At 36.6% G+C, this 26,275-nt stretch carries 21 protein-coding genes; 10 read left to right on the forward strand and 11 right to left on the reverse strand.

Annotation, left to right across the window (positions count from 1 at the left end):
* Positions 1 to 74 precede the first annotated feature (74 nt).
* Genes JL102_RS03790 through JL102_RS03800 form a run of 3 tightly spaced genes read right to left on the reverse strand, consistent with a single transcriptional unit; the run spans position 75 to position 4,774 of the window.
* Positions 75 to 2,543, reverse strand: a complete 2,469-nt coding sequence (locus JL102_RS03790) for a 3-hydroxyacyl-CoA dehydrogenase/enoyl-CoA hydratase family protein (protein ID WP_202242732.1) — start codon at positions 2,541 to 2,543, stop codon at positions 75 to 77.
* Entirely contained in the window at positions 2,527 to 2,910 is a 384-nt protein-coding gene (locus tag JL102_RS03795; protein WP_202242734.1) for a SpoIIAA family protein, read from the reverse strand. Before JL102_RS03795 ends, JL102_RS03790 begins: the two co-directional genes overlap by 17 nt.
* A 46-nt stretch (positions 2,911 to 2,956) precedes the next feature.
* Positions 2,957 to 4,774 (reverse strand): AMP-dependent synthetase/ligase, encoded by a 1,818-nt coding sequence (locus JL102_RS03800; RefSeq protein ID WP_202242736.1) that lies wholly within the window; start codon positions 4,772 to 4,774, stop codon positions 2,957 to 2,959.
* Between the two features lie 278 nt (positions 4,775 to 5,052).
* Between JL102_RS03800 and JL102_RS03805 the strand changes: the two genes are divergently transcribed.
* The 3 genes from JL102_RS03805 to JL102_RS03815 are packed head-to-tail and all read left to right on the forward strand — an operon-like array spanning position 5,053 to position 7,349.
* The gene (locus JL102_RS03805) at positions 5,053 to 5,955 is read left to right on the forward strand and encodes an outer membrane beta-barrel protein (RefSeq protein ID WP_202242738.1); all 903 of its coding nucleotides are present in this window, start codon (positions 5,053 to 5,055) and stop codon (positions 5,953 to 5,955) included.
* Between the two features lie 19 nt (positions 5,956 to 5,974).
* Positions 5,975 to 6,769 (forward strand): metallophosphoesterase family protein, encoded by a 795-nt coding sequence (locus JL102_RS03810; RefSeq protein WP_317191611.1) that lies wholly within the window; start codon positions 5,975 to 5,977, stop codon positions 6,767 to 6,769.
* Positions 6,770 to 6,773: 4 nt separating this feature from the next.
* Positions 6,774 to 7,349 (forward strand): hypothetical protein, encoded by a 576-nt coding sequence (locus JL102_RS03815; RefSeq protein WP_202242740.1) that lies wholly within the window; start codon positions 6,774 to 6,776, stop codon positions 7,347 to 7,349.
* 46 nt (positions 7,350 to 7,395) lie between these two features.
* Here JL102_RS03815 and JL102_RS03820 read toward each other — a convergent pair whose 3' ends face one another.
* The 5 genes from JL102_RS03820 to JL102_RS03840 all read right to left on the reverse strand — a co-directional run bounded on the left by JL102_RS03820 (position 7,396) and on the right by JL102_RS03840 (position 10,290).
* On the reverse strand, positions 7,396 to 8,097 hold the full coding sequence (locus JL102_RS03820; RefSeq protein ID WP_202242742.1) for a TVP38/TMEM64 family protein: 702 nt from the start codon (positions 8,095 to 8,097) through the stop codon (positions 7,396 to 7,398).
* A 66-nt stretch (positions 8,098 to 8,163) separates the two neighbouring features.
* Entirely contained in the window at positions 8,164 to 8,343 is a 180-nt protein-coding gene (locus tag JL102_RS03825) for a hypothetical protein (RefSeq protein ID WP_202242743.1), read from the reverse strand.
* A gap of 187 nt (positions 8,344 to 8,530) precedes the next feature.
* The gene (locus JL102_RS03830) at positions 8,531 to 8,815 is read right to left on the reverse strand and encodes a hypothetical protein (RefSeq protein WP_202242745.1); all 285 of its coding nucleotides are present in this window, start codon (positions 8,813 to 8,815) and stop codon (positions 8,531 to 8,533) included.
* A gap of 126 nt (positions 8,816 to 8,941) precedes the next feature.
* The gene (locus tag JL102_RS03835) at positions 8,942 to 9,577 is read right to left on the reverse strand and encodes a response regulator transcription factor (protein ID WP_202242747.1); all 636 of its coding nucleotides are present in this window, start codon (positions 9,575 to 9,577) and stop codon (positions 8,942 to 8,944) included.
* A gap of 56 nt (positions 9,578 to 9,633) precedes the next feature.
* Positions 9,634 to 10,290 (reverse strand): sensor histidine kinase, encoded by a 657-nt coding sequence (locus tag JL102_RS03840; protein WP_202242749.1) that lies wholly within the window; start codon positions 10,288 to 10,290, stop codon positions 9,634 to 9,636.
* A gap of 479 nt (positions 10,291 to 10,769) precedes the next feature.
* On the opposite strand from JL102_RS03840, the gene JL102_RS03845 reads away from it, so the two are divergent.
* The 7 genes from JL102_RS03845 (at position 10,770) to JL102_RS03875 (ending at position 22,514) form a co-directional block, all read left to right on the forward strand.
* A complete protein-coding gene (locus JL102_RS03845) occupies positions 10,770 to 11,381 on the forward strand; it encodes an RNA polymerase sigma factor (protein WP_202242751.1) in 612 nt (203 codons plus the stop codon).
* 66 nt (positions 11,382 to 11,447) lie between these two features.
* Positions 11,448 to 12,464 (forward strand): FecR family protein, encoded by a 1,017-nt coding sequence (locus JL102_RS03850; RefSeq protein ID WP_202242753.1) that lies wholly within the window; start codon positions 11,448 to 11,450, stop codon positions 12,462 to 12,464.
* Between the two features lie 120 nt (positions 12,465 to 12,584).
* Positions 12,585 to 15,854 carry a SusC/RagA family TonB-linked outer membrane protein gene (locus JL102_RS03855; RefSeq protein ID WP_202242755.1) on the forward strand — a complete coding sequence of 1,090 codons (3,270 nt, stop codon included), beginning with the start codon at positions 12,585 to 12,587 and terminating at the stop codon, positions 15,852 to 15,854.
* 52 nt (positions 15,855 to 15,906) lie between these two features.
* Positions 15,907 to 17,499, forward strand: coding sequence for a RagB/SusD family nutrient uptake outer membrane protein (locus tag JL102_RS03860; protein ID WP_202242767.1), 1,593 nt, complete (start codon positions 15,907 to 15,909; stop codon positions 17,497 to 17,499).
* A gap of 30 nt (positions 17,500 to 17,529) precedes the next feature.
* On the forward strand, positions 17,530 to 18,615 hold the full coding sequence (locus tag JL102_RS03865; protein ID WP_202242769.1) for a SusE domain-containing protein: 1,086 nt from the start codon (positions 17,530 to 17,532) through the stop codon (positions 18,613 to 18,615).
* Between the two features lie 3 nt (positions 18,616 to 18,618).
* The gene (locus JL102_RS03870) at positions 18,619 to 19,842 is read left to right on the forward strand and encodes a glycoside hydrolase family 53 protein (protein ID WP_202242782.1); all 1,224 of its coding nucleotides are present in this window, start codon (positions 18,619 to 18,621) and stop codon (positions 19,840 to 19,842) included.
* A gap of 92 nt (positions 19,843 to 19,934) precedes the next feature.
* Entirely contained in the window at positions 19,935 to 22,514 is a 2,580-nt protein-coding gene (locus JL102_RS03875) for a cellulase family glycosylhydrolase (protein WP_202242783.1), read from the forward strand.
* Positions 22,515 to 22,597: 83 nt separating this feature from the next.
* Here JL102_RS03875 and JL102_RS03880 read toward each other — a convergent pair whose 3' ends face one another.
* From JL102_RS03880 to JL102_RS03890, 3 genes are all read right to left on the reverse strand, one after another.
* A complete protein-coding gene (locus JL102_RS03880) occupies positions 22,598 to 23,383 on the reverse strand; it encodes a sensor histidine kinase (protein WP_202242785.1) in 786 nt (261 codons plus the stop codon).
* Between the two features lie 231 nt (positions 23,384 to 23,614).
* Entirely contained in the window at positions 23,615 to 25,285 is a 1,671-nt protein-coding gene (locus JL102_RS03885; protein WP_202242787.1) for a dipeptidyl-peptidase 3 family protein, read from the reverse strand.
* An 88-nt stretch (positions 25,286 to 25,373) separates the two neighbouring features.
* Positions 25,374 to 26,273 (reverse strand): DUF4249 domain-containing protein, encoded by a 900-nt coding sequence (locus JL102_RS03890; RefSeq protein WP_202242789.1) that lies wholly within the window; start codon positions 26,271 to 26,273, stop codon positions 25,374 to 25,376.
* Positions 26,274 to 26,275 lie beyond the last annotated feature (2 nt).

Genomic DNA, 26,275 nt, shown 5'->3' on the forward strand with positions numbered 1-26,275 from the left:
TGTATTCTTAGTTAAGTATTGAGAAATATTAGACGGAGTGGTCAATTCACCATTCCTTTATGATCGGTTCATCATTAATTTCTCAATGGTTTACCTTTTTTTAATAAACTTTCTATTCGCTTGAGGGTCTTTTTATTCTGAACCAATTCCATAAAAGCCTCTTTTTCAAGATTGAGCAAGTACTTCTCCGACACTTCCATTTCTCCGGTTACGTCACCGCCAGTCATTACATAGGCTAGCTTTCTAGCTATTTCTTCCTCATACTCGGTGATGTAATGGCCATATTTCATACCTACAATAGCGGTGTAGAAAAATGATAATGCACTTCTACCCAATACCTTCACTTTAGTCTTATCTGGTGGTGCATAACCTTTATCCAAAAGTTGCAACAAGCGCATTTTAGCATCAGTAACCACCCTTCTTTTATTCATTGAAATGCCATCTCGAGAGGTATCGAGATACCCCAAATCAAAGGCTTGATGTGCTGAAGTGCCTGTTTTAGCCTGAGCAATGGTCATGAGCCTGTGCTGCACATGTTCTGTATTTGGATCCGATTCTTCAAAAGAATCTGCCGCTCTTTTAGCAAATTCCTTTGTTCCTCCACCTCCTGGGATAAGCCCAGCACCTACTTCTACAAGGCCAATATAACTCTCTGCCGCAGCCTGCACAGCATCAGAATGCATGGCTATTTCAGCACCTCCGCCCAGTACGCGCCCATGCACTGCACTAATTACAGGAATAGACGAATACCTGATTCTCATAGACATTTCCTGAAATGATTCTACAGCCTTTTCAACTACATCAATTTTACCTTTAAAAGCATTAATAGCTATCATTCCCAGATTAGCACCTACAGAAAAATTCTCTCCTTCATTTCCTATCACCACTCCTTTATAATCTGTGGACTCATCCTCAGCCAAATCAATGGCTTTATTAACACCTTCCATCACGCCCAAGCCTATGGAATTACTTTTCGAGGTGAACTCTACTAATAAAATGTCATCTCCAATATCCAAAACATTACTTTCGTCATTAGAAAAAACAGTATGCTTATCACGATAATTATCCAGAGATATCACCTCATCACTACCTGGCACTATCTTATAAGCTCCAGCTTCCTGATCATAGTATTTCCTGTAGCCATCCTCCACTTTATAAAATGAATTGAAGCCTTTCATTTTCATGGAGTGCACCCAATCGGATGGCAGGCATCCTGCCTTTTCCATGTGCTTGTAGGTATCATCAAAGCCAAGAATATCCCATATTTCAAAAGGACCATACTCCCAATTATAGCCAGCTTTTATAGCCTCATCTACCTTATATAGGTCACCTGTAATTTCTGGTATTCTATGAGAGCAATAGGCAAATAGACGGTAATAAAACTCTCTAAAAAAAGCGATAGCCTTATCGTTATCACTACCGAATACATTGAGATACATCTTTTTAAAAGTACCTACGGTAGAAGTACTGCCAGACTCAAAGGCTTCCAGTTTATCCTCGGTGCTATCTTTTTTCTTTACCTCATCTATAATGGCAAACCGTGGCTTATCTTTTTCATGGTAAGACATATCCTCCAAGTTAAGGGCCAGTATGGTAGTATTGCCTTCTTTATCCTTCTCCTTTTTATAGAAGCCTTGGCCTTTCTTCTCTCCCAACCAGCCATTTTTAAGCATGGTCTGAATAAAATCAGGAAGTTTAAATATTTCTCTTTCTTCATCTTGAGGGCAATTATTATAAATACCTCCAGCTACATCTGCCAAAATATCCAGCCCTACGAGATCGGCCGTTCGAAAAGTAGCACTTTTGGGTCTGCCTACAAACTTTCCTGTTAGTACATCCACTTCCTCCACAGAAAGCTCCATTTTTTGCATCAGCTCAAGCGTGAGCATGGTACAATAGGTCCCTATTCTATTACCAATAAATGCTGGAGTATCATGACATACCACAGTAGTTTTTCCTAAATACTTATCTCCGTATTCACTTATAAAGTCCACCAAATCACGATCAGTGCCTGGCGAAGGAATGATCTCTAATAATTCAAGATACCTGGGAGGATTAAAAAAGTGAGTCCCCAGAAAATGCTTCTTGAAACTTTCATTTCGGCCCTCTATCAAATCATGAATGGGAATTCCTGACGTGTTGGTGGATACGATAGTGGTTTCTTTCCGGTGGCTTTCCACCTTTTCATATAAAGAGGCTTTAATATCTTTCTTCTCTACCACGGCCTCTATGACCCAGTCAGATTCGCCAATTTTTTCTAGATCATCATCAAAATTTCCTGTTGTAATACGATTAATGTACTCCTTTTTATACAGAGGAGACGGTTTCATCTTAGATACTCTTTGCAGGCTACCGTTGACAATCCTGTTTCTCACCTCTTTATCTTCTAGCGTAAGGCCTTTTTTCTTTTCCTCTTCATTCAATTCTTTAGGAGAGATATCCAGCAGTAGCACCTTCACACCAATGTTGGCAAAATGACAGGCTATCTGAGAGCCCATAGTACCGGAACCTAGTACAGTTACATGTTTAATGTTGCGTTTCATACTCCTCCTTTCCTCTTACTACCCAATCCATTGCTTGTGCCTTTTCATAGTTATCATAATATTTGATCTCAGCGGTAGTGAAAGGTTTAGCAAACGTAGAAAACCAGTTCAGCCAGCCCCTCTCTCCTACAATGGCTACCCTATTGAAATTCTTAAAATGTTTAGCATCAAACTTCAAATCTTCCCAGATGGCTCCTGGCTTCATGGTAGACACTTCTATCACCTCACAATAGATGTTGATTTTACCGTATTGATCAATTTTATTCTCTAGCAGGGGTACTACCACCTGATAATCTTCCTGAGTAAGCTTACCGGACATTTTTATAGCCACGGTATCTTCATATTTGTCTGTTATTATTTGAATCATGAATATTTTAATTTAGGTTAGTTTCGTTTTACTTATTTGTATGCTATCATGACTGCTCTGCCTCTCTTTTTGTAGATTCTTTTTTATGATTTCTACTGACTTCAGCATACATAGAATCTATCAAATCCTTATAATTTTTCTCAACCACAGCCCTTTTCACTTTTAAAGTAGGAGTAAGTTCTCCCCTATTTTCTGACCATTCTTCCGCCAGTAGCCTAAAGTCCTTTATTTGCTCTGTATGATTGAGCTTTTGATTCTTTCTATCAATCATCTCATTAAATCGGGCTATGACCTCATCACTTTTAATCGCTTTTTCCTTTGAATCAAATTTTATATTATTCTTTTCGCACCAGTTTTTTAGGTTATCGAAATCAGGAACTATTAAGGCTGTAACCATTTTCCGTCCCTCTCCCACCACCATCATCTGCCCCACCAGGTGAGACTCTTTCAGTACTTTCTCTATGCTTTGAGGTGCTACATATTTTCCTCCAGAAGTCTTGAAAATAGATTTTTTGCGATCTGTGATTTTCAAAAAACCATCATTCAACTCACCTATATCCTCTGTATAAAACCAACCCTCCTTAAGCACCTCCGCTGTCTTTTCTTCTTGCTTATAATATCCCTTCATCACACTTGGTCCTTTACACAAAATCTCACCATCCTCCGCTATTTTTACCTCAACATTATCTAATGGCGGCCCTACCGTGCCTATTTTTCTTTGATCTTGTTCAAACCTGTTTACTGCAATCACCGGTGAAGTTTCCGTGAGACCATAGCCTTCCATTACTGATATACCTGAGGCATTAAAAACACGATTCACTTTTTCATTCAAAGCAGCTCCTCCCGAAATAATAGCTACTATATTACACCCTAAAGCATCTCTCCATTGATTAAACACAAACTTATTAGCCCAGCTCAACTGCTGATTATACCACCAGCTCTTTCCTGTGAAATCATAACGCTGGGCCAAACGAAGTGCCCAAAAGAAAATAATCCTTTTGATACCCTTTTGTTCCTTCCCTTTGTCTACTATTTTTTCATATACTTTTTCTAATAAGCGTGGTACGGTGGTGAAAATGTGAGGCTTTATATCTTTAATATCTCGAGCAATGGTATCTACCTTCTCAGCATAATAGATAGATATGCCGGCCGCCATATACAAATAATTAAGCATCCGCTCAAAAACATGATTTAACGGCAAAAAACTTAAAGCATTATGCTCTGTAGTAACAGGCATGAGTGACAAGCAGGCTTTAACATTAGAAAGTATGTTTTTATGACTAAGCATTACTCCTTTTGGCTGCCCCGTAGTACCAGAAGTATAAACGATGGTAGCTGTATCATTTTCCTGCACGCGTTGCATCCTGCTGGCTATCTCATTCTCTACTTCAACCGTATATTCTTTGAGTAATTTGATATAAGAATGCTTATGATAGTCTTCTAGCAAATAAACCGGGAGGGTAGTATTAGAACTAATTTTCAGCCGACTAATCTTTTCAATCACCGCTTCATTATCAGTAAATACTATTTTTACTTCTGCATCATTTAAGATATATTGAATTTCATCAGTACTCATTTTGGCATACAGTGGCACTGTAACAGCCCCAATTTGCTGCACTCCATAATCAATGAAATTCCATTCCGGACAATTACCTGATATAATAGCTATTTTATCATCCTGCTTTACTCCTAAGCCTAACAGCCCCGCACTAATCCGATTTATTTTATCAACCACCTGCTCGGTTGAGTGATAAATCCATTTATCCTGCCGTCTTTTGGCCAGCATTACATCTTGAGGATACTCTGATAATTGCCATCGAGGAATTTGTGGGATCAGGTTTAGTTGATCAATATCGTATTTCATATCCTATCCTATAAAAATATTATACCGGAATATGATTAGTCATTTAATTCAAAAAACAGAGGTTTAACAAAATAGCCTGCTGTATAATGGGAATTTATACCTACACTCTGTAGAAATTAAAACATAGCACAAAATATATTTCTGAAGGGAAAACCTGCACCTAACGAATGTCTAAACATAATTTAGACCCAAAATGTCATATGAGTAATATTTTGGAGGTATGTTTGACATCTGTAAACAAATGGATCGAAAGATCATAACGCTAACTAAAAATACTCATGAACAAAGAAAAATTATCACGTATGAAATTCATTCCGTTTTTAGGAATCTTAACGCTTGCATTTTTCATCTCTACGGTCTCTTTCGGACAAGGCTTTTATGTAAGAGCGGGAGGTGGTTATTCTATTAAAGCATCTAGCTCTCAGTATAACGATTCTGATCCAAATTCAATTACCGGGATCGAACCTTCTACCAGAATTAACGTTAATCAGGACGGTACTACAGTGGAATCACTTAAAGGAACATTAGGAGAAGGTTTTAAGTTGGGAGCAGTAGCAGGATATATGTTCAACCAATACATTGGGGCTGAATTAGGTGTTTATTATTTCCATGGTTCTGAGCAAACCATAGGAGAAACGACTACACCTTTATCTCATTCTATTGCGAATGCGTATATACGAGGAATAGATGTGGCACCAGCATTTGTAGTAACACCTGGTTTTGAAGGCATCAACCCTTATGCTCGTGTAGGTTTACTAATTCCTGTTGCAGGTGATCTTACCATTGATACAAGTGTAGATCAAATGAATGCCGGACCAAATGGAGAAACTGTCATGATTCGTGCAGAATCTGAAGTACAACCTAAATTTAGTGTAGGTTATCAAGGTGCTATAGGTGTATTATTCCCTGTAAATTCTGGATTTGATATATTCACAGAAGTAGAATTTAAAAGCGTTTCTCTGAGAAGTGATGAAGCTGAAATCAAATCTTTCCGTACGACTATAAATGGCAACCCGACTCCCGGTGGACAACTTGAGGATTTACCTATGTCAGAAAAGAAGTTTATTTTTTCTGATGAATTTAAAGTTTCAGAAAACGAAAACGAAGCCAGAACCTTACCTACCCAATTTGTTAATGCTAGTGGTATAGGCCTTAACGTGGGTGTTAGATATACATTTTAAATAGAACGTAATTAATTAAGTGAAAAAAGTTTTTTTGATGGCAGGCCTGATACTTTTAGTATCGGCCTGTTTTGAGTACAACCCAAATCAAATCATCCTGGATAGTGATGAAAAGGATTTAACAGTAAAGAATCTTCAAAAGATTCAAGCAGAAGAAGCTCCTGAAGACACCATGCGATTTATTTTCATGGGTGATACACAGCGTTTTTATGACGAATCAGATGATTTTGTTAACAAGGCCAATTCCGTAAAAGGACTCTCATTTGTAATCCATGGTGGTGATATTTCTGACTTTGGCCTCTCTCAAGAATATAAATGGGTTAATAAGATCATGTCTAAGCTATACGTGCCCTACCTGACAGTAGTCGGTAACCATGATTTATTAGCCAATGGCCGAAAAGTATACAAAAAGATGTACGGAGAAAGTAATTATAGTTTCGAATACGGAAACTATAAGTTCATAATGATCAATACCAATTCCAGAGAATATGATTTCAATGGCAAAATTCCTGATCTTAATTGGCTCCAAAATGAAATCGAAGATAATCCTAATGACTTAAATATTATTGTTGTATCACATGTACCTCCTTTTGATGGTGATTTTGACCCTGAATTAGAGCATGATTATGCAGACCTTTTGGCCACCCATCCCAAAGTGGTACTATCCTTACACGCTCACACCCACTCCTTTTTAGACAAGGAATACTACAATGATGGCATAAGGTACTTTGTAACCACAGCCATGCTTCATAGAGGGTTCTCCCTCATAAAACTTTGGGACAACGGATTGGAAATTGAACAAATGGAATTTTAATGCTATGAAATATATTTTTTACTTAATACTATTCATATTACCTGCAACTACATTTGGCCAAACCTCAGAGAGACCATGGTATGTGCCTGATCATTACAAGCTACAGTTCGCAGGGAATATTGGCTTCCTTTCTGCCGGAGCAGGCTACTTGCATGGACATGATAAACTAGAGACTGATTTCATGGTAGGATATTTACCTAAATCCATTGGAGGAGATGACATCATTTCCATTACCCTAAAAAGCACATATTCACCTTGGAAGATAAAAACGAATTCAGATTATTCTATAGTTCCATTTTCAATAGGCCCATATCTCAGTTATTCCTTCGGAAGTCAGTTTGACACACTTTTACCTAATGAGTACCCGGATGGTTACTACTGGTGGGCTACATCTTTGAGATTTGGTGCATATATTGGGGGTAGAGTAACAAGAGACCTACCTGGTAACATTAATCATGTAGCGCTTTACTATGAATTAGGCACTTATGATCTGGAAGCACTTAGTTATTTACAAAATATGGACTATCTGTCGGTTTCAGATATATTCACCTTAGCCTTAGGCGTTAAAATAGGCTTATAAAAGGAAGCTAATTTACTAAAGGTCTTCTTACCAATTGAAGGCCTTTTTACTTTTTATTCCTTTTCTTATCCCACCATACATATACAAAAAATAGGACAAGGCTCACTACAGATGCCCAAATCATACCCGTTTTTAATCGGTCTGTATTTTTTCCTAGATACGCAATGAAAATTGTAAGTGGTGTAATTCCTATAAGGGTGGCCCCAATAAATTTCCAATACCCCACTCTGAGCATACCGCCCACAAAACTGATAGCATCATTAGATAAAAATGGACTAAGTCTAGTCACTATAACGGCCCAAAAACCATACTCATCCAAAAAAGATTCAACTTTTCCCTCTGCTTTGGGACCTAATATTTTCTTCACTACAGGCGGCCCTAAGTACGCACCTATAATATAACCAATGCTAGATGCACAAAAAACGGACACTAATATAATTAGGCTCCCCCACCAAGGACCGTAGGCCAGTACAGATACTACCATCAATAATGGTGATGGAATTACTATTAAGAACATCTGCACAATCATAGCCAGTACTATTACTACTGGCCCAAAAGCACCAAACTGGCTAACCCACTTGCTGGTTTTTTCTTTATCCTCACTCAAGAGTACATTCCATGCCTCCTGACAAAATTGCTTTACATCTGGTATAAGAAAGTAACATAACACTACTGCTACTACTAAACCTACAGATAAAATAAGAGGTAACTTACTTTTTTTTACAGATGCATTTTCTTCATCAGCCATTTATACACGTTTTTGTATATAAAACTGTCTGATTAAAGTAATGTTTATAAAATGCTGAAGGTAGCTTTAGTTTAAGCTATTCAGCTTCTGGTGCATTTCGATAAATCCTTCATTAATCGAAATCTCTCTATATCTGATTCTTTCTAATGTATTATCGATACATACTAAGAAATCTAATTTATCATTTTCTGATAATGAATTTAACCCTGATACCGGCACGATGTTCTTTCCACTCTTGTTATTCATAATTGTAAATATTTGATATTTGAATAAATTATAACATGTACAATGCCAACATCACATTAACACTGATTATCAGACAGTTACAACTATAGAATGTAAGAAATGAGTAATTTAGCATCCCAAAAAGAGAATTTTTATCAAAAAAAGGGAAATAAATATGCCAATATGGTACAAAACATACTTCACTCTTTCAAAGATTTGCTCTTAGTACAGAATCTATATCTGACGGCTCTCCTGAATAATATGGGATAGACGTGAAGAGTATTTCAGGATAAATTATGGTAGATACTGAATCCAAACCGGCTGTTGGACCCGTTGACTTTTCTAGCCTTACCCTTCTTATAGAAATGTAAGCAGATGAACTAAATAAAGAAAAAGTGGTAATCAAAATGCAGGCTACAAGGAGCAATTTGAGAATAGTATCCAAACAGGTTAAATAAGTCAGTATTCTTTTTAATGTAAATTTCGTACTCATGCCATATAAGTTTTAGGTCATGTCAACAACAGACAATCTTAATACTTCGCAAAGTATAGCTTGAGTAGCGGAATATCTAGAGGGAAAAGCACTAATCTAGAGGGGAAAAACCCCCTTGAATTAATACTATATCTTATAAAGATGGTTTTTTATCGCATAAAGTACAAGGCCTATCCTACTTTTTACATGCAATTTTTCAAATAAATTCTCTCTATATCCATCAATGGTCTTAGGGCTAAGAAACATTTCGGAGGCAATTTCTTTATAGGTCTTCTCTGAGCAAACCAGTTTGAGAAATTCAATTTCCCTTTCTTTCAATTGAATTTCATCATTTTCTGGCTTATGCATAGAAGTCATTACGGTATTTGCCACTTCATCTGAATAGTAAAAACCCTTTTTAACCACGGTCTTTAGTGCATTATGAAAAGCCACTGGATGAATATCTTTAAGCAAATAACCTTTGGCCCCAGCCTTAAGCATCCTTATAATGGTTTGCTCGTCATTATCCATAGATAAAGCCAACACCTTAATATCGCTGTAATCTGTATTAAGCACCTTCATGGTTTCTATGCCGTTAAGAACAGGCATATTAATATCCATAAGTGCAATGTGGGGAGCTTCGGATTGCTCTAGATTTTGCAGAAATTCCTGACCATTTTTAGCATGGTAAAGCACTTCAAATTCGTCAAATGTATTCACCAAATTTTCAAGCGCTTGCGCAAACAAGATATGATCATCTACAACTACTACCTTATATTTCATGGATAATTATCTTTGTTAAAGATAAGCATAAAATCGCATGTCTTCAGACATGCTAATCATATATTATACTTCAAAATCATCTGAGTCCCTTGCAAGTTTTGAGACTTAAAAGAGTACTTAGCTCCTATTAGTTCGGCTCTGGTTCCAATATTCTCTAACCATCTGCCATCACTTAAGCTATTAGAACTAAACCCTATACCATTATCAGAAACCACTACGGTCAGACTGTTTTTTGAATATTCGAAATTGACCTTTAACTGAGTCGCCTTAGCCAGCCCGATTACATTAGAGAAATATTCTTGTAAAATGCGAAACATGATTAACCGTTCTCGCTCTCCAAGCTCCTCTTCCTCTCCTTGAATATTCAGGGTTGCATCCAGAAACTTTAACCGATTAAAACGTTCCATTTCCAACCTCACAGCCTCTAGCAGACCTAACCCCTTTATCTTGTCTGGGCTAAGCGTTTTAGATATAAGCCTTATTTGACTCAAACTTGAGCCTATCAAATCGCCCACTTCATCTAAAGACCCTTTCAGTTCATCCGAAACATCCAAACTTAATAAATTCAATTGCATTCTTGCCGTTGACAATATTTGACCTACATTATCATGCAGTTCCCAGCCAAAATTCTTTAGCGCCTGCTCTTTAATTTCTATACGGCTTTTCATCACTTCTATTTCAAACTGCCTTTCCACTTCACTATTACCTTCCAAAAATCTGTGGTTTCGCTTTATAAAAACTAGATAAAAAACGACTAGGACCATGATAAAAATTATTACAACAATCACCCCCATAATTATATTTTGATCAATGTTTTGCACTCCCCTATTTCATCATTTTTATTTTACAATCATTCAATATTAAAGCCTTAAACTAATGAGGTGATGAATTACAAAGTAATATTACTCTTACTCTATAATCACTTTATGTGGTTTGTTGTGAAATCCAACCATTTCTTTAATCTAACATTACTTAATACCATCGATTAACAGGCTGGTATTTAATTATTTATTCATGAACCAACATTTAAGTTAGGTTCAATTATATATATAATCTCGTTAATAGCATTTAAAGACAATGAAAAAGGGGAATATTCCCCTATATCAGACATTTACCTTTTATTGAAAAACAAAAAATAATAAATGTCAATCAAACACTTCTTTAATTAAATTTCACTAAATTTCCGGTAGCTATGGTTGGATATAGAGAAGAGAAAGAAACGATTCGCCGATTAGATACCAAGGATTCAGCAACGCAAGGCGTAACACTACTTCCAGATGAAAAAGTGTGGGATGAGTTCAGAAAAGGAAGTGAGTCTGCTTTTATAGCCATCTACAATAGTTATTTTCAGATTCTATATAATTATGGCCGACAACTTAGCGGCGATAAAGAATTGATTAAAGACTGTATCCAAAACACATTTATTACTATACGTAAATCTAGGAGAAAGCTGCCTGCTGTCCTTTCTGTTCAAGCTTATTTAATAAAATCTTTTAGAAATAATCTTCTGCGAGAATTGAAGAAAAGTAACAGGAAGATCTCCAATGAAGCTGCCCCTCTAGATTTTGACTTACAAGCATCGGCAGAACATATCCTGATAGAAAAGCAAATACAAGAAAGTCAGATTCGGAAAATGGAAGAGTCAATAAACCAGCTTTCCTCGAGACAAAAAGAAGCTATTTATTACTATTATTACAATAATCTCACATACTTAGAAATAAAAGATATCATGGGTTTCAAAAGTATAGAGGCTACAAGAAACCTACTCTACAGAGCTATTTCTACACTTAGAAAATTTTTCTGATCTTTTTTAATAATTGGTGATGGTGTTTTATCCCCTTTATACTCTTAGGGGTATAAAACACAAATTATGCAAGGGGAGAAAAAGAGCATAGAACACTATTTACTCAACCGAGAGTTTAAAGAATGGGTACTTAATCCAAACCCAAATAATCAAATATTTTGGAAAAAATGGATTGAGGCCCATCCTGAAGAGCTATCTAACATTCACAAAGCCAGACAGATTCTACTTTCCTCTCAACATAAAGAAGCCGAAACAGTATCTGAAGAAGAAAAAAGCGAAGTGCTAAAAGCTATACTAGGACACAGAGCACCTGTTAAAAGAAAAAAATATTGGCCTTTAGGCATTGCAGCATCCATCCTTTTAGCCGTAACATCGCTGATTTTTTATCTACCAAAAAAGTTAACAAAAGAAAAAAAGGTTACAAATGTAATATCTAAAGTAATAAAGAGTAACCCCATGGGAAGAAAGTCGAAAATAGTTCTTCCTGATGGGAGTAAAGTATGGCTCAATAGTGACAGCAGAATTGAGTATCCATCAGAGTTTGGAGAAGAGAGATTGGTAAATCTTAAAGGAGAAGCCTTTTTTGAAGTGAGAAAAGATAAGAAGAAACTATTCAGAGTTAATTCTGGAGGAATAATTACTACTGCCTTAGGGACAAGCTTTAATATAAATGCATTTGAAGAAGATGCCGATATTCAAGTAAAACTTGTTACTGGAAAAGTAACAGTGACTGATTCGGCCTTTATTCAAAATACAGACTCTGCCCTATACATCACCCCAGGAGAACAAGTCAGTTTTAACAAAACAAAACGCAGTTTAAAGAAATCTAAATTCGACCCCGCCACTTCCTTACTTTGGAAAGAGGGCATCATTGCTTTTTCTCAAGACAATTTTGATACCATAAAGAAAACATTAGAACGCTGGTATGGGGTAAACATTCAGGTTAAAAATCTTAATAAGAAAATATCATATACAGGACAGTTTAACAACCAGAGCCTGGAAAAGGTCCTAGAAAGAATGGCATTCACAGAACGCTTCACTTTCAAAATCAATAAAAATCATGTGGAATTAAAATTTGAATAGTTAAAGAAAATGATTGCTAATACCTCTTAGGCGCAATAAGCCCAGAATAGGAAAGGATCAGTTTCCTATCCATAGACTTATTACTGTTTTATAAAAAATATTAAAAAACTTCATTAAAGTATGAAATTCAAAGTACTTAAAAAAATGATTATGCTATCTAGATGGTGCTTATACATTTTTGTTATGCATGCCTTATTTTTTTCATTTGCTTCTGCCAAAAGTAATTCACAACAACTAAGCATTGATGAAATAAAAGTATCAATTAAACTTAAAGATGGTCTTATTAAGGATGTCTTCAGCGAAATAGAGAATCAATCAGGATTCCAATTCGCATATGAATCTCAAGATTTACCTACAGACATCACATTTAGTTTTAATGGAAATAAACAATCTATCGCTACTATTCTAAAAGAGGTAGGAGAATCGGCCTCTTTAAATTTCAGAAGAGTTAATAACCAAATTGATGTATCAAAATCAGTGACTACAGAAGCCCCAATAGTGGAAGAGGTGATAATGTCACAAACCGTAAAAGGTATAGTAAAAGACGAGGAAGGTAATCCTCTACCTGGTGTAAACATCCTTATAAAGGGTACTTCTCAGGGTACCATTACGGACTTTGAAGGTAACTTTTCTATTGAAGTACCTGATGAGAGCAGTGTTCTAATCTTCTCTTTCATTGGCTATATAAAGGAAGAAGTAACTGTTCAAAATCAGACTAACCTTAATATAATGCTTATGCCTGATGTTACTTCACTTACTGAAGTGGTAGTAATTGGTTATGGTACTCAAGAGAAAAGTGATGTAACAGGTTCAGTGGCAAGTATTTCTGAAAAAGACTTCAACCCAGGACAAGTTACATCTCCTGATCAATTAATTTCAGGAAAAGTAGCTGGTGTTCAGATTACGTCTAATGGAGGGGCTCCTGGCTCAGGTAGTACTATCAGAATACGTGGAGGTTCTTCATTAAACGCTAGTAATGATCCTTTGATTGTTATCGATGGCGTGCCTTTGGATAATAATAATGTTGCAGGATCTTCAAATCCTTTAAGCTTCATTAACCCTAATGATATAGAATCTGTAAACGTGCTTAAAGATGCCTCTGCTACTGCTATTTATGGTTCAAGAGCATCTAACGGTGTTTTGATTATCAATACTAAAAAAGGTAAGTCAGGTCAGGACTTCAAAGTAAACTTCAGCACACTGACGTCAGTGTCTACTGTACCAAGAAAAGTAGATGTGCTTTCAGCAGATGAATTTAGAAAAGTAGTAGCTGAATACGCTCCAACACAAGAAAATCTGTTAGGCAATGCTAACACTGACTGGCAAGATGAAATTTTTAAAGATGCCATCAGCTCTGACAATAACCTAAGCGTATCAGGATCTTTAAAAAATCTACCTTATCGGGTATCTTTAGGATATTTAAACCAAGATGGAGTAGTAAAAACTTCTAATCTGGAAAGAACTACAGCGGCTATTACGCTTACTCCTTACCTATTAGATGATGCTTTAAAAATCACTTTTAATGTAAAAGGAATCTATTCTAAAAATAGATTTGCGGATCAAGGTGCTATTAGCAGTGCCATTTCTTATGATCCTACCCAACCTGTATTCAGTGAAAATCAGTTTGGAAACTATACTCAATGGAGAGATAATGAAGGCAACCCCATTACCCAAACCTCGTACAACCCTGTGAGTTTGTTAGCTCAAAGTCACAATGTTGGAGAAGCCAAAAGAAGCATTGGTAATGTTCAGCTAGATTATCAATTACCTTTCTTAAACGGATTAAGTGCTAATCTTAACTTAGGTTATGATGTATCTACAAGTGAAGGTTCTAATGATATACCAGCAGAAGCCGCTTTCGCATATACTCAAGGAGGTAGTTTTACAAAGTACGGACAAGATAAATCGAACTACTTGGCTGACTTCTATTTGAATTACAAGCACGAATTAGTTTCTATCAATAGTAAAATTGATTTCACAGCAGGTTATTCATATCAGGATTTTAAAATAGATAACCATACTTATGATGAGCTTAATGCTGAAGGCGCTGTAGTAACTCCCGCCGCAGTACCTATGAACCCAAAATATAGACTAAAGTCATACTTTGGTAGATTAAACTATGGTTTCATGGATAAGTATTTACTTACTGCTACTTTAAGAGCTGATGGTTCATCTCGCTTCAGCGAAGATAATAGATGGGGCTTATTCCCTTCACTAGCCCTAGCTTGGAAGGTTAAGAGTGAAAGTTTCCTTAAAGATTCTAAACTGGTTTCTGACATGAAACTTCGTGTGGGTTATGGTATTACCGGACAGCAAGACTTTGGCGATTATTTCCCTTACTTGCCAAGATATACCTACAGTAATGAAAATGCACAGTATCAATTAGGTGATCAATTTTACACCACTTTGAGGCCGGAAGCATATGATAAAAATATCAAATGGGAAGAAACCACTACCTACAATGCCGGTATTGATTATGGTTTATGGAATGACAAACTAACTGGTAGTTTAGACTTCTACTATAAGAAAACTGATGACTTATTAGCTGTGGTAACCGTAGCTGCTGGCTCTAACCTTACTAACAGGCTATTTACCAATGTTGGAAGCATCGAAAATAAAGGAGTTGAATTAGCCTTGAACTACAATGCTATTACAACCAATAAATTTGAATGGGATTTAGGCATTAATGCTACTTACAACACAACAGAAATCGTTAATCTGAGTAAAACAAGTGACGAAAACTCTGAAGGAATACCTGTAGGGAACTTCAGTAATGGTAATACAGTACAAATACATACTGTAGGCAGCCAACCATTCGCATTCTATGTATACCAACAGGTTTATGATGAAAATGGGAAACCAATAGAAGATGTTTATGTAGATAGGAATAATGATAACATCATAAATAGTGATGACCTGTATCGATATAAGTCACCTGCACCCAAATTCTACTTTGGATTTAACAGTACACTATCATATGATAAATGGACATTGAGTTTTCTACTCAGTGGAAGCGTTGGAAATTATGTTTATAATAACATAAATTCTGGTAACGCTACATATAGAAACCTCAATTATGCAAATTACATAACCAACCTCACAGATAACGTTAAAGAAACTAACTTCAGAAGTATAAATGAAACCAATAGGAGGCTATCTGATTATTACGTAGAAAATGCTTCTTTCTTAAGAATGTCAAACATGAGCCTGTCTTATGATGTGGGCAGATTGTGGAATGAAAAAATTGGTTTGAGGTTAGCTGCTAACGCACAAAACTTATTCCTTATTACTAACTATAGTGGTCTTGATCCCGAAATATCAGGAGGTATAGATAACAACATCTACCCAAGACCAAGAATTTACTCACTTAGTGTAAATGTGGACTTTTAATGATTTGAATTTGATGGAGCATTCCTGATTTCTCAAACTAAAAATTAAAAAGATGAAAAAATTAAATATTAATAGATTATTTCTGGTTGGTATTTTGTCATTACTATCACTATCCTGCGGTGATCTAGACCTTAAACCAGAAAATCAAATCACCTCCGATGTAGTATATGATGATTTTGGTAACTATAAAAATGTTTTAGCCAAATTGTATGGAGGTTATGCATTAACAGGACAGCAAGGTAATCAAGGAGGAGATCCTGACATCATAGGGCTTGATGAAGGCTTCTCTGACTACTTAAGACTATATTACAATTTACAAGAGTTATCAACAGATGAAGCTGTAATAAGTTGGAATGATGGCTCTTTACCTGATATAGTAACTGTTGAATGGATTGCCAACAACGAATTTATTGGCGCAATGTTTAGTCGCATCTATTTTCAAGTAGCATTAGCTAATGAATTTATTAGAGAAATGTCTGATGAAAATTTAGACAGTAGAGGATTAACAGAAGCTCAAAAAACTGAAGCTCGTATTTTCAGAGCAGAGGCTCGTTTTATAAGAGCTTTGAGCTACTGGCATGCACTAGATATGTTTGGTGATATTGCTCTTGTTAAAGAAGAAGACGGTGTAGGTAGCTACTTCCCAGAAAGAGTAGAACGTATTGCTCTATTTGAATATATTGAATCAGAGTTATTAGCTATCCAGAATGAATTAATAGATGCTAAACAAAATGAATATGGTAGAGCCGATAAAGCTGCAGCATGGACTTTACTCACCAAATTATACCTTAATGCGCAGGTGTATACCGGAGTAGAAAGAAACTCTGAAGCCATCACTTATGCCTCTCATGTGATTAATGCAGGCTATACCCTTGATCCCAACTATGATCACTTGTTTTTAGCCGATAATAACAGTGCTGAAGGCATTATTTTCTCTATTAATTATGATGGTACAAATACTCAAACCAATGGAGGAACGAAATACCTCATTTTAGGTTCTATTACGGGTAGTATGAACCAAGCAGACTATGGTATGTCAGAGAGATGGCCTGGGTTGAGAACAACCAAAAATATTGTAAATCTTTTTGATGATATCACTGGAGCTACCGATTCAAGAGCTATGTTTCATGCTGATGGACAGACCCTGGAAATAAATGACTTTACTAAAACTACTCAAGGTTATCCTGTTACAAAATTTAAAAACATAACTTCTACAGGAGAGCCTGGGTCAAATATGGCAAACAGCTTCCCAGATACCGACTTTCCAATGTTCAGACTAGCGGATGTTTACCTTATGTACGCAGAAGCAGTTCTGAGAGGTGGTACTGGAGGTAGTACTGCTACTGCCCTGGAGTATATTAATGCACTAAGAGAAAGAGCTTATGGAGACGAATCTGGCAACATTTCAGCCGAAGATCTTACATTAGATTTTATACTTGATGAAAGAGCGCGTGAACTTTGCTATGAAATGCATAGAAGAACTGATCTCATTAGGTTTGGTAAATTCTCTAATAGTGATTACGTATGGCCTTGGAAGGGAGGAGTTCAAGAAGGTAGGCCTGTAAATTCACGTTTTGATTTATTCCCAATACCAACAGCAGCAATTTTAGCAAACCCTAATCTTAAGCAACATGATGGGTATTAGTAGATCATTTATCAAACAAATTTTTATAAGATGAAAACAAAATATTTATATATAATCGCTCTATTTTTTATAGGACTAATATCCTGCGATAAGGATGATGATTTAGTGGTAGCTCATTCTCCTGTTCCTCCTGAGCTTATGATATCTAACAGTACCATCGTACTTCTTGAAGAACAAGCTGAAAAAGAAGCTATTAATTTCACACGCACTTCAACAGACTTTGGCTTTGATGGTGCTGAAAGCTATGAAATTCAATTCGATACGGTATCTAATTTTGCTTCTAATATGACACCGATAGAATTTGACACTACCATGAAAATTTCATACTCTGTAGCTACTTTTAACAGCAGAAGTGTACAATTAGGACTGACTCCTAATGAAGTAAACACATTATATGTCAGGTTAAAAGCTTCGGTTTCTGAAGATGTATTTGTGTATTCAAACATTATTGAACTTTCAGTAACTCCTTATCAATCATCTGAGGTGTCAGCTTACGCTGACCTGTATATGATAGGACCTGCTACTGAAATTGGTTGGGGAGCAGCCAGTGATGCTATTCCTATGTTCAGAGATCCTGAAAATAGCTTTGTTTATACTTTCACTGGTAATTTCAATGAAGGTGAACTTAAGCTATTAGGTGAAAGAGGAAACTGGCAGCCACAATGGGGGTCAGCCATGGGATCCGGAGGATCGGGAAAATTAGCTTTACAGGAAACCAGTAATGATTCACAACCTCCAGGTATTACAATGACAGCTGGATATCAAACCATTACAGTTAATATCCAAACCATGACCTATACTATAGAAAGCTACGATGTTAACTCTTCTCCTGTATACTCCAGTGCTGGTTTATCTGGATCACTTTTTAATGATTGGACTGACATTGTTCCTATGACTAATTCATCATTCAATCCTCACATCTGGACACTCAATTATGACTATGACGAATATTCAGATATTCAATTTAGAGCTGGTTCTGAGTGGTGGGGAACCGTGGGTGATCAAAGTGCTCTATATGGTACCGCTAGAGAATCCGCCCAAAATATATGGTTAAATGGAGGCTCTTACCTAGTAGTTTTCAACGATTTAACAGGTGAATATATTTTTATAAAGTGATAGATGATGCAGAACAAAAAAAATAAATTTATACAATTCTTACTACTACTATGTTTCATAGCAGTAGTAAGCTGTGATGATGAAGGACTTACACCTCCTGATTTTGACATTCCTAATGATAGTATCCCTAATGATAGTTCTTCACTTATAAACGATTTCTACTTTGGAGCTGATTTATCATATGCTAATCAAATTCAGGATCATAATGGTGTTTATATGGATGAAGGTGTAGCTCAGAATCCCTTCGTCATTTTTGCTAATCATGGTACTAACATTGTTAGACTAAGGTTGTGGCATACGCCAACTTGGACTCAGGAAGCTTATGGCCCTGATGGTGAGCAAATGTATAACGATATAGCCGATGTGGCTCGTTCTATTGAAAAAGCTAAGCAAAATAATATGCAAGTGCTTTTAGATTTTCATTATTCAGACACTTGGGCTGATCCAAGTTCTCAAGAAGTTCCTGAAGCATGGGAAGACATCACCGATATTAATGTTTTGGCAGATTCTGTGTATAATTATACTTTTAAATCTCTTAAATATTTAGCAGATAAAGGTTTAGCTCCTGAAATGGTTCAAGTGGGTAATGAAATTAATTGTGGTATGCTATATGAAGCTAACTCAACTAATTTCCCCACAGCTAGCAGTTGTGATGACGAGTGGATTAATCTGGGAATCATACTAAATTCGGCCATTAAAGGAGTAAGAGAGGCTTTACCTACTAATACGCCTAGTATAGCTCTTCATGTAGCTAACCCGATAAACATTGATTATTTCGCAGAAAATATAATTAATAAATCGAAAGTCACTGATTTCGAGATTATAGGTTTTTCTTACTATCCGTTATGGCATCCAGAAATTGCTCCTAACGGCATTAGCGAATTAGTAAGTGCGGCTAAGTCAAAGTTTAACAAAGAGCTTATCATGTTAGAAACCGCCTACCCTTGGACTGATGAGTATAATGATAATTATAATAACCAATTAGGAGGAACTCCGTTAGCGGGTTATCCATTCACTGAGCAAGGCCAGTATGACTTAATGGTTAAACTTACTCAAGAGATGAAAGATGGTGGTGGAAGAGGGATTATATACTGGGAGCCAGCATGGATCACCTCTAATATGAAAGACTTATGGGGAACAGGCTCTTCATGGGAAAATGCCACTTTCTTCAAGTTTGATGGTGAAGTAAATTTAGGCATCACTTACATGGAAGCCGAATACAAGTAAAATAATTAATTCAAAATAATTGATTAGCTGCTATGAATCATATTTATTAGATGAATCATAGCAGCTTTTTCTTTACCATATACTCAATAAATATGCACACTAATAGTACCTTAAAACTATTATTATACACATTAACCTCATTTGCACTATTATCCTATTCTCTCTCTGTTCATGCGCAGCAAAGCTCCAACTCTGTGTTTGTAGATGATCAAGGTATCATGCGCTGGACGGATAGCAACCAGGAAGCTTCATTTTTCGGAGTTAATTATACACTACCCTTTGCCTATGGATATCGCTCACACCAGCAACTGGGGCTAGACATCAAGAACTCAATAGATGCAGATGTTTACCACATTGCCCGCTTAGGATTCGATGCTTTCAGAGTACACGTTTGGGACACGGAAATATCTGACTCTTTAGGAAACTTAAAACAAAATGAACATCTGGAGTTATATGACTACCTTATAGCCAAGCTCAAAGAAAGAAATATCAAAATTATAGTTACTCCTATTGCATTCTGGGGTAATGGCTACCCTGAAAAAGACGAAAGAACTTATGCCTTTTCAGACATATATAATAAGCCTGAGGCTGTAACAGAGGAAAAAGCCTTCATAGCTCAGGAGAATTTCTTAAAGCAATTTTTTCAACACAAAAACAAATATACCGGTCTCACCTTTCAGGAAGATAATGATGTAATAGCTACAGAAATTAACAATGAGCCTAAACACTCCGGCGTCAAGGCAAGAACTACCGAATATATTAACAGAATGGCTACTGCGATTAGAAGCACAGGTTGGAATAAACCAGTATTTTATAACATTAGTGAATCATACTATTATGCTGATGCCATAGCCAAAGGCAATGTAGACGGGTTTAGTTTTCAGTGGTACCCTACTGGTTTGGTAGCTAACCATACTTTACATGGTAACTACCTCCCCAATGTAGATACCTACCACATTCCCTTCGACACCATTCCAGAATATAAAAACAAAGCCAAAATGGTGTATGAATTCGATGCGGGTGATGTACTCAGCTCATATATGTATCCAGCTATGGCTAAAAGCTTTAGAGAAGCCGGCTTTCAGTGGGCTACTCAATTTGCGTATGATCCTTTAGGAACAGCGTACGCTAACACTGAATACCAAACACATTACGTTAATCTAGCTTATACGCCTAAGAAAGCTATCAGCTTATTAATAGCCGGAAAGGTATTTCATGAATTACCACTACTCAAAAAATATGGTAAATATCCTCAAGACAGCACATTTGAAAACTTCAGAGTTAGCTATAAAGAAGAGTTAAGCGAAATGAACTCTAACGAGGAATTTTACTATTCTAACACCACCTCTACAGTTCCTCTATCAGAGAAAAAGCTTCAACATCTGGCTGGTGTTGGCTCTTCGCCAGTAGTTCAATATAGTGGTACAGGCACTTATTTTCTTGATAAGCTGGAAAATGGTGTCTGGAGGTTGGAAGTAATGCCTGACGCCATCCACATAAAAGATCCTTTTGCCAAAGCCTCTTTGAAAAAAGAAGTAACTCGCATTCAATGGCAGCCAAATAAAATGACCATTAAACTATCTGATTTAGGAAGTGAGCTAAATATTAAAGCATTGAATATAGGTAATAACCAAAGCCTAAGCACTAAGGATGGCAGCTTTAACATAGAGCCAGGAACTTATCTTGTATACTCGACTAAAAAGAGTAAAAAAGCAGACAAATGGAATGAGAACAAGAAAAGTAACAACCTCAAATTAAGTGAGTTCATAGCTCCGAAAGCTAACTTCAACTCTGCCTATGTGAAACACCAGCCTAACCATGTAGTGAGTCAAAATAAGTCCTTCAATATTACAGCTACTACGGTTGGCTTAGATTCTTCAGCTCACTTATCTGTTTTATTACGAACCTGGTCTGGAGTATATAAAACATTGGACATGAAGAAAACCTCTGCCTATCAATACCAAGCCATAGTTCCTGCTGAGGTAGCTATGCCTGGCGTGATAGAGTATAGAATTAAAGTGGAAAACAAAGATCATATTTATACCTACCCTGGTGGCCATGAGGGAGATCCCTGGGCATGGGATAATTACCATGATGATCATTGGATCACCCAAGTAGCTTCTGAAGCCACACCTTTAGTACTATTTAATGCTGCTACAGATGATGAACTTATGATTTACCCTAACTTGTGGAAACCAGAAGAAAAGTCTTTCCAAACCACAGCTACTCCTGGCGAACTCAGCTTAAAACTTCAAAGTGATACTAAAGAATCTCAAACCGTAGGTTTTCAATTATTTGTAGCCGATAAGTTGAATGAAAGATCTTCTGAATTGGGTGACCTAAAAACTGTGGTTATAAAAGGGAAAACGGCTGCTGCCTCTAAACTGAAAGTTAACATCACTTTTATCACCAAGGATGCCTTTTCATATAGTACCACTACCACTTTAACTGATCAAATGAAGGAAGTAAAGGTTGATCTCTCTCAACTAAAAGCCAAAGAACATTTATTACTACCAAGACCTTACCCAGCCTTTCACCCGCTATGGTTTCAGGCACAAGGAGAAAGAGTTTTTAGCTTATCTGAAGTTGAGAAAATAGAAGTTATTACTGATCCTAACGACGATAAAGGTGTAAAAACAATTGAGATTGCCACTGTATTACTCAAAAAATAATAAAATGTCAGCATAAAAAGAATAGCCCGCCAAACGGCGGGCTATTCTTTTTATATATTTATTTTAGATCTAAAAGACCTTAATTAGTCATTCAAATTAGGGAGATTAATTAAAAAGGTGGTTCCCTGCCCTTCTTTACTATACACCTTTAAGTCGCCATGTATCTTTTCTACAGCCTTTTTCACGATAAAAAGCCCTAAGCCATTACTGCTCTTCACCAGATCAGACTTAAAATGAGCATCAAATATGTGAGGTAACTTATCATCAGAAATACCAATTCCGTTATCAGAAACGCGGATCTGTACACCTTCGTAATTGTTCTTTATATGCACCTTCACTTTACATTGCTTTGTATCCTGGCAACGGTACTTAACAGCATTTTCCAAAAGATTCTGTAAAATAGATTCCAACGTAGCGTAACTTGAATAAAATTGACCTTGTACGTCTACATTCACATCAAAGTGAACATCACTATAACCTTCGGCATGATCCATAGACGCCAGAACGTTATTAACCAATACATTGAAGTCTATTAGCTCTCCATCACGCCCCAAGGTACCTTTTTGGTACATATCTAATGTAGAAGTAATTCTACTCTCTAGAGAATTAACACAATTTCTTATCATACTCAGATATTCCTGTGCCTCATCTCCTTTCAAGTTAATATTAGCTAACTCTACAATACCCTTTAATGAATTAACAGGGCTTTTAAGGTCGTGTACTAAGTGATTAAACTCGAAGGTGTTTTCAGCTTCTTTAGTAGCTTTCTTATTTAACGGTTTATTAACTTGCAAAACGTTTTCACGAGATGATGAAGAGTTTTGGTTTAAAACCGACATATCTAAAATGGCGTTATCTACGTATGGCATTTTTCAAAAGGTTCAATTAGTCTGTTTGTCCAAGTGCTTAAAGCGTGCCAAAATAAAAAAACGTCTGCAAAAGGATAATTCAATGTTTTTCAATGTTATAACAGTGGAACTAATACCACAACTGAGACCGTTGCACACGTAGAAAAATTCCACACATAAAAAATGGCCTTTCTATTTCAGTAAAAGCATTTAGTAAAATAGAAAGACCATTATAACTTTAATCAAGGAATACTACAATCCCAGTACTTTTACTCCCTGCTCAAATACAATGTCTACAGGTATGTTTTTTTCGGTAAGAAGATCTAAATCATCTTGTAACTGCTGAGGCACCAGGGCCTTCTCACTTACCAGTTGGCTCACGCCTTCATAATCACCGTTCCCTTGAAGCGTCAAGATTTTATCAGAAAGCGAATTCATAGCAGCTTGCATTTTAGTGAAATCTACTTTGTATTTACCCGTTTCTGAGTCTCTGGAAAATGCACCTTGCTCTTTAAAATAATTAAAACGGATCATATTAGCCTTTCCATGAGCACTGGAAGCTCCGAACCTCACTGATCTGAAAATACTAGCTAAGAAGGTGGTATAATAGTCCATCAGCTCTCCATTGACCTGCCCCCTATCATGCAGCCAGGTAATCATATATAGCCCTAAAATATCAGCTTTACCTTCTTCCAAGGCAGATGCATTTTCTTTTAAAGCTTCTCTTACGGTTCCTTTACCGTTGATAGTATTTTTAATACCCAGCCCATGAGCCACCTCATGAAACATAGTATTAGCAAAAAAAGCATCAAACTTCACATGACTTCTTTGGCTTTCATCTATAAGTTCATCGGCTATAGGCACCAAAATTTTATCGAATTTAGCTTTCATAGCATTCTTTAGCTGCGAACGGCGAGTACCTTTTTCAAGCTGTACTTTTTCATCGTTAGGAAGGTTCACGGCTATAGTTTTACTTCCTGCATTACAATCACCCGCATAAAAAACCACATCAAAAGCCGCTAATTGTGAATCTGTGCCAGGCTTTTCATTTTTATAAGCCTCAGCTACAGGTAAGCTTTTTTGCAATTCGGGAAGTATCTCGGCATACTTAGATAATCTTTCGCTCCATTCCATATCCTTCACTAAAACATAGGTCTCGTGAGAGGTCTTATAGCCATATAGCTGATCTTCGTAATTCTCTATAGGTCCGGTAATAATATCGATCTGGTTGGTAGTCATATCCATCCAGGCAATGTCACTTTCGTAATACTCATCAGTAAGCAAAGCCTCTGCCCTTAAATTAAGGTAATTCTTTAACTGAGAATTTTTAGCTAACTCTGCAGCCTCCTTTAGTAGCTTAGCCGCACGAGTAACTTGAGCTTCAAACATTTCATGATAAGGAATGGCCAACAGTTTTCCATTATCATCTCTTCTAATAAAAGTATATTGAGATTTACCATTATCAATATTAGCATTGTCAAACTCTTCCTTAGTCATGTCAGCAGGATAAAAATTGGCTCCTGCCGGCTTGGCACCTACCCCCTCAATAAAAGGCTCATTATTATTCAGTCTATCCCAAGGACCATAATTAATAGTAGCGTACTTTTTAGCCTTAGCGCTATTGATTGAAGTAAAAAGGGAATCGCGATGACCATAAGCCTCGTACCAAAACAGGCTATCCATGATCTGCCCTACTTCAATAAGTAAGGGCAGCATTTTCTTCTGATTATCAGAAAGCTTACTCACATCAGTACTGAGCTCTACTTCAGTATATTTATCTAGCAAAGTCTGGTAAGTAGAGTCCATTTGATTTTCGGATGAGGATTGAGACTCTTCTTCAGACTTATCTCCTGGTCCCCCACATCGGGTAAAAAGTAAACCGACCAAAGCCACTAGTAGTAGTTTTGATATTCTTAGGTTCATATTTTCAGTATTTAAATTTATAAAATATAGATTATCAGGTCAGTACATTGACCTGAATGCGAAATTAACAAAATCTATTGAGTGAAATTTATTCTTCAAGCCTTTCACCTTTATAAGATACAGCAGACATATTAAAAAAGCCTACCACCTGTTCCTTTTCATTGCTAGTACATGAAATGTTACAAGGTACATTCTCTAGCGGTTCAGCAAAAATTTCCGAAAAACCACCGTCACGTTCTATTTGTGTAGCCACAGCATCTAAAAAGCTAAAAGCTTCAGTAGTTATAGAGTAGATTTCTATGTATACCGAATCTCCGTATACATAAGGTTCATAGGCATCTTCATCATCATTTAGTGGAGTTGCTTTGTTCTGGATAGGTTCTATAAATATTACTCCATCTATGGTTGTTGTAGAGCTAAAACCTGCATCATAGGCAATATTAAGATCACTAGGCCTATTGAGATATTGCCCATTTTTATAAGTTTTTATCCAATAAGCATCACCAGTACCTTCCGGGTCTCGAGCATAAAACTGTGCATAGTACCCTTCTGGCTGAAAAGCATTGCGTTCTTCGTAGAAGGTATACACTACAGAATCTAGCGCTGGCACTCTTTTCAATTCAGAATCTGCTTCAAAGGCATTACCCTCGTAGGTAATAGATAAATGATAAGAACGGCCAATTTCAAATGCTGCACTATCAGCAGCCGGATCCCACTGATAACTTCCCGCTTCCTTTTCTATAAAATCAAAAGTCTGACCACGATCATCAGTAATTCTTACTTGAGCACCGCTCACTTCGGGTGGCTGACTAGAGTCAAAATAAGGCTGAGACATCATTAGCCGAATCTCCTGTGTTTGCGGCATATCATTAACCCAGGCATCCACTACCAATACGGGAGGGGCATCATTCAGATCTATGGCCACTTCGTCTTCACAAGAAAAAAAGATAAATGGTATAACTAAAAATATGTAATATAGTCTAGACATGA

Source organism: Fulvivirga sediminis (assembly GCF_016757215.1).
GTDB classification, from domain to species: domain Bacteria; phylum Bacteroidota; class Bacteroidia; order Cytophagales; family Cyclobacteriaceae; genus Fulvivirga; species Fulvivirga sediminis.

Bases quoted from the DNA above. Each gene is read 5' to 3' on its own strand.
- JL102_RS03790 (WP_202242732.1), bottom strand. From the start codon at position 2,543: ATGAAACGCAACATTAAACATGTAACTGTACTAGGTTCCGGTACTATG.
- JL102_RS03795 (WP_202242734.1), bottom strand. From the start codon at position 2,910: ATGATTCAAATAATAACAGACAAATATGAAGATACCGTGGCTATAAAA.
- JL102_RS03800 (WP_202242736.1), bottom strand. From the start codon at position 4,774: ATGAAATACGATATTGATCAACTAAACCTGATCCCACAAATTCCTCGA.
- JL102_RS03805 (WP_202242738.1), top strand. From the start codon at position 5,053: ATGAACAAAGAAAAATTATCACGTATGAAATTCATTCCGTTTTTAGGA.
- JL102_RS03815 (WP_202242740.1), top strand. From the start codon at position 6,774: ATGAAATATATTTTTTACTTAATACTATTCATATTACCTGCAACTACA.
- JL102_RS03820 (WP_202242742.1), bottom strand. From the start codon at position 8,097: ATGGCTGATGAAGAAAATGCATCTGTAAAAAAAAGTAAGTTACCTCTT.
- JL102_RS03825 (WP_202242743.1), bottom strand. From the start codon at position 8,343: ATGAATAACAAGAGTGGAAAGAACATCGTGCCGGTATCAGGGTTAAAT.
- JL102_RS03830 (WP_202242745.1), bottom strand. From the start codon at position 8,815: ATGAGTACGAAATTTACATTAAAAAGAATACTGACTTATTTAACCTGT.
- JL102_RS03835 (WP_202242747.1), bottom strand. From the start codon at position 9,577: ATGAAATATAAGGTAGTAGTTGTAGATGATCATATCTTGTTTGCGCAA.
- JL102_RS03845 (WP_202242751.1), top strand. From the start codon at position 10,770: ATGGTTGGATATAGAGAAGAGAAAGAAACGATTCGCCGATTAGATACC.
- JL102_RS03850 (WP_202242753.1), top strand. From the start codon at position 11,448: ATGCAAGGGGAGAAAAAGAGCATAGAACACTATTTACTCAACCGAGAG.
- JL102_RS03855 (WP_202242755.1), top strand. From the start codon at position 12,585: ATGAAATTCAAAGTACTTAAAAAAATGATTATGCTATCTAGATGGTGC.
- JL102_RS03860 (WP_202242767.1), top strand. From the start codon at position 15,907: ATGAAAAAATTAAATATTAATAGATTATTTCTGGTTGGTATTTTGTCA.
- JL102_RS03865 (WP_202242769.1), top strand. From the start codon at position 17,530: ATGAAAACAAAATATTTATATATAATCGCTCTATTTTTTATAGGACTA.
- JL102_RS03870 (WP_202242782.1), top strand. From the start codon at position 18,619: ATGATGCAGAACAAAAAAAATAAATTTATACAATTCTTACTACTACTA.
- JL102_RS03875 (WP_202242783.1), top strand. From the start codon at position 19,935: ATGCACACTAATAGTACCTTAAAACTATTATTATACACATTAACCTCA.
- JL102_RS03880 (WP_202242785.1), bottom strand. From the start codon at position 23,383: ATGCCATACGTAGATAACGCCATTTTAGATATGTCGGTTTTAAACCAA.
- JL102_RS03885 (WP_202242787.1), bottom strand. From the start codon at position 25,285: ATGAACCTAAGAATATCAAAACTACTACTAGTGGCTTTGGTCGGTTTA.
- JL102_RS03890 (WP_202242789.1), bottom strand. From the start codon at position 26,273: ATGTCTAGACTATATTACATATTTTTAGTTATACCATTTATCTTTTTT.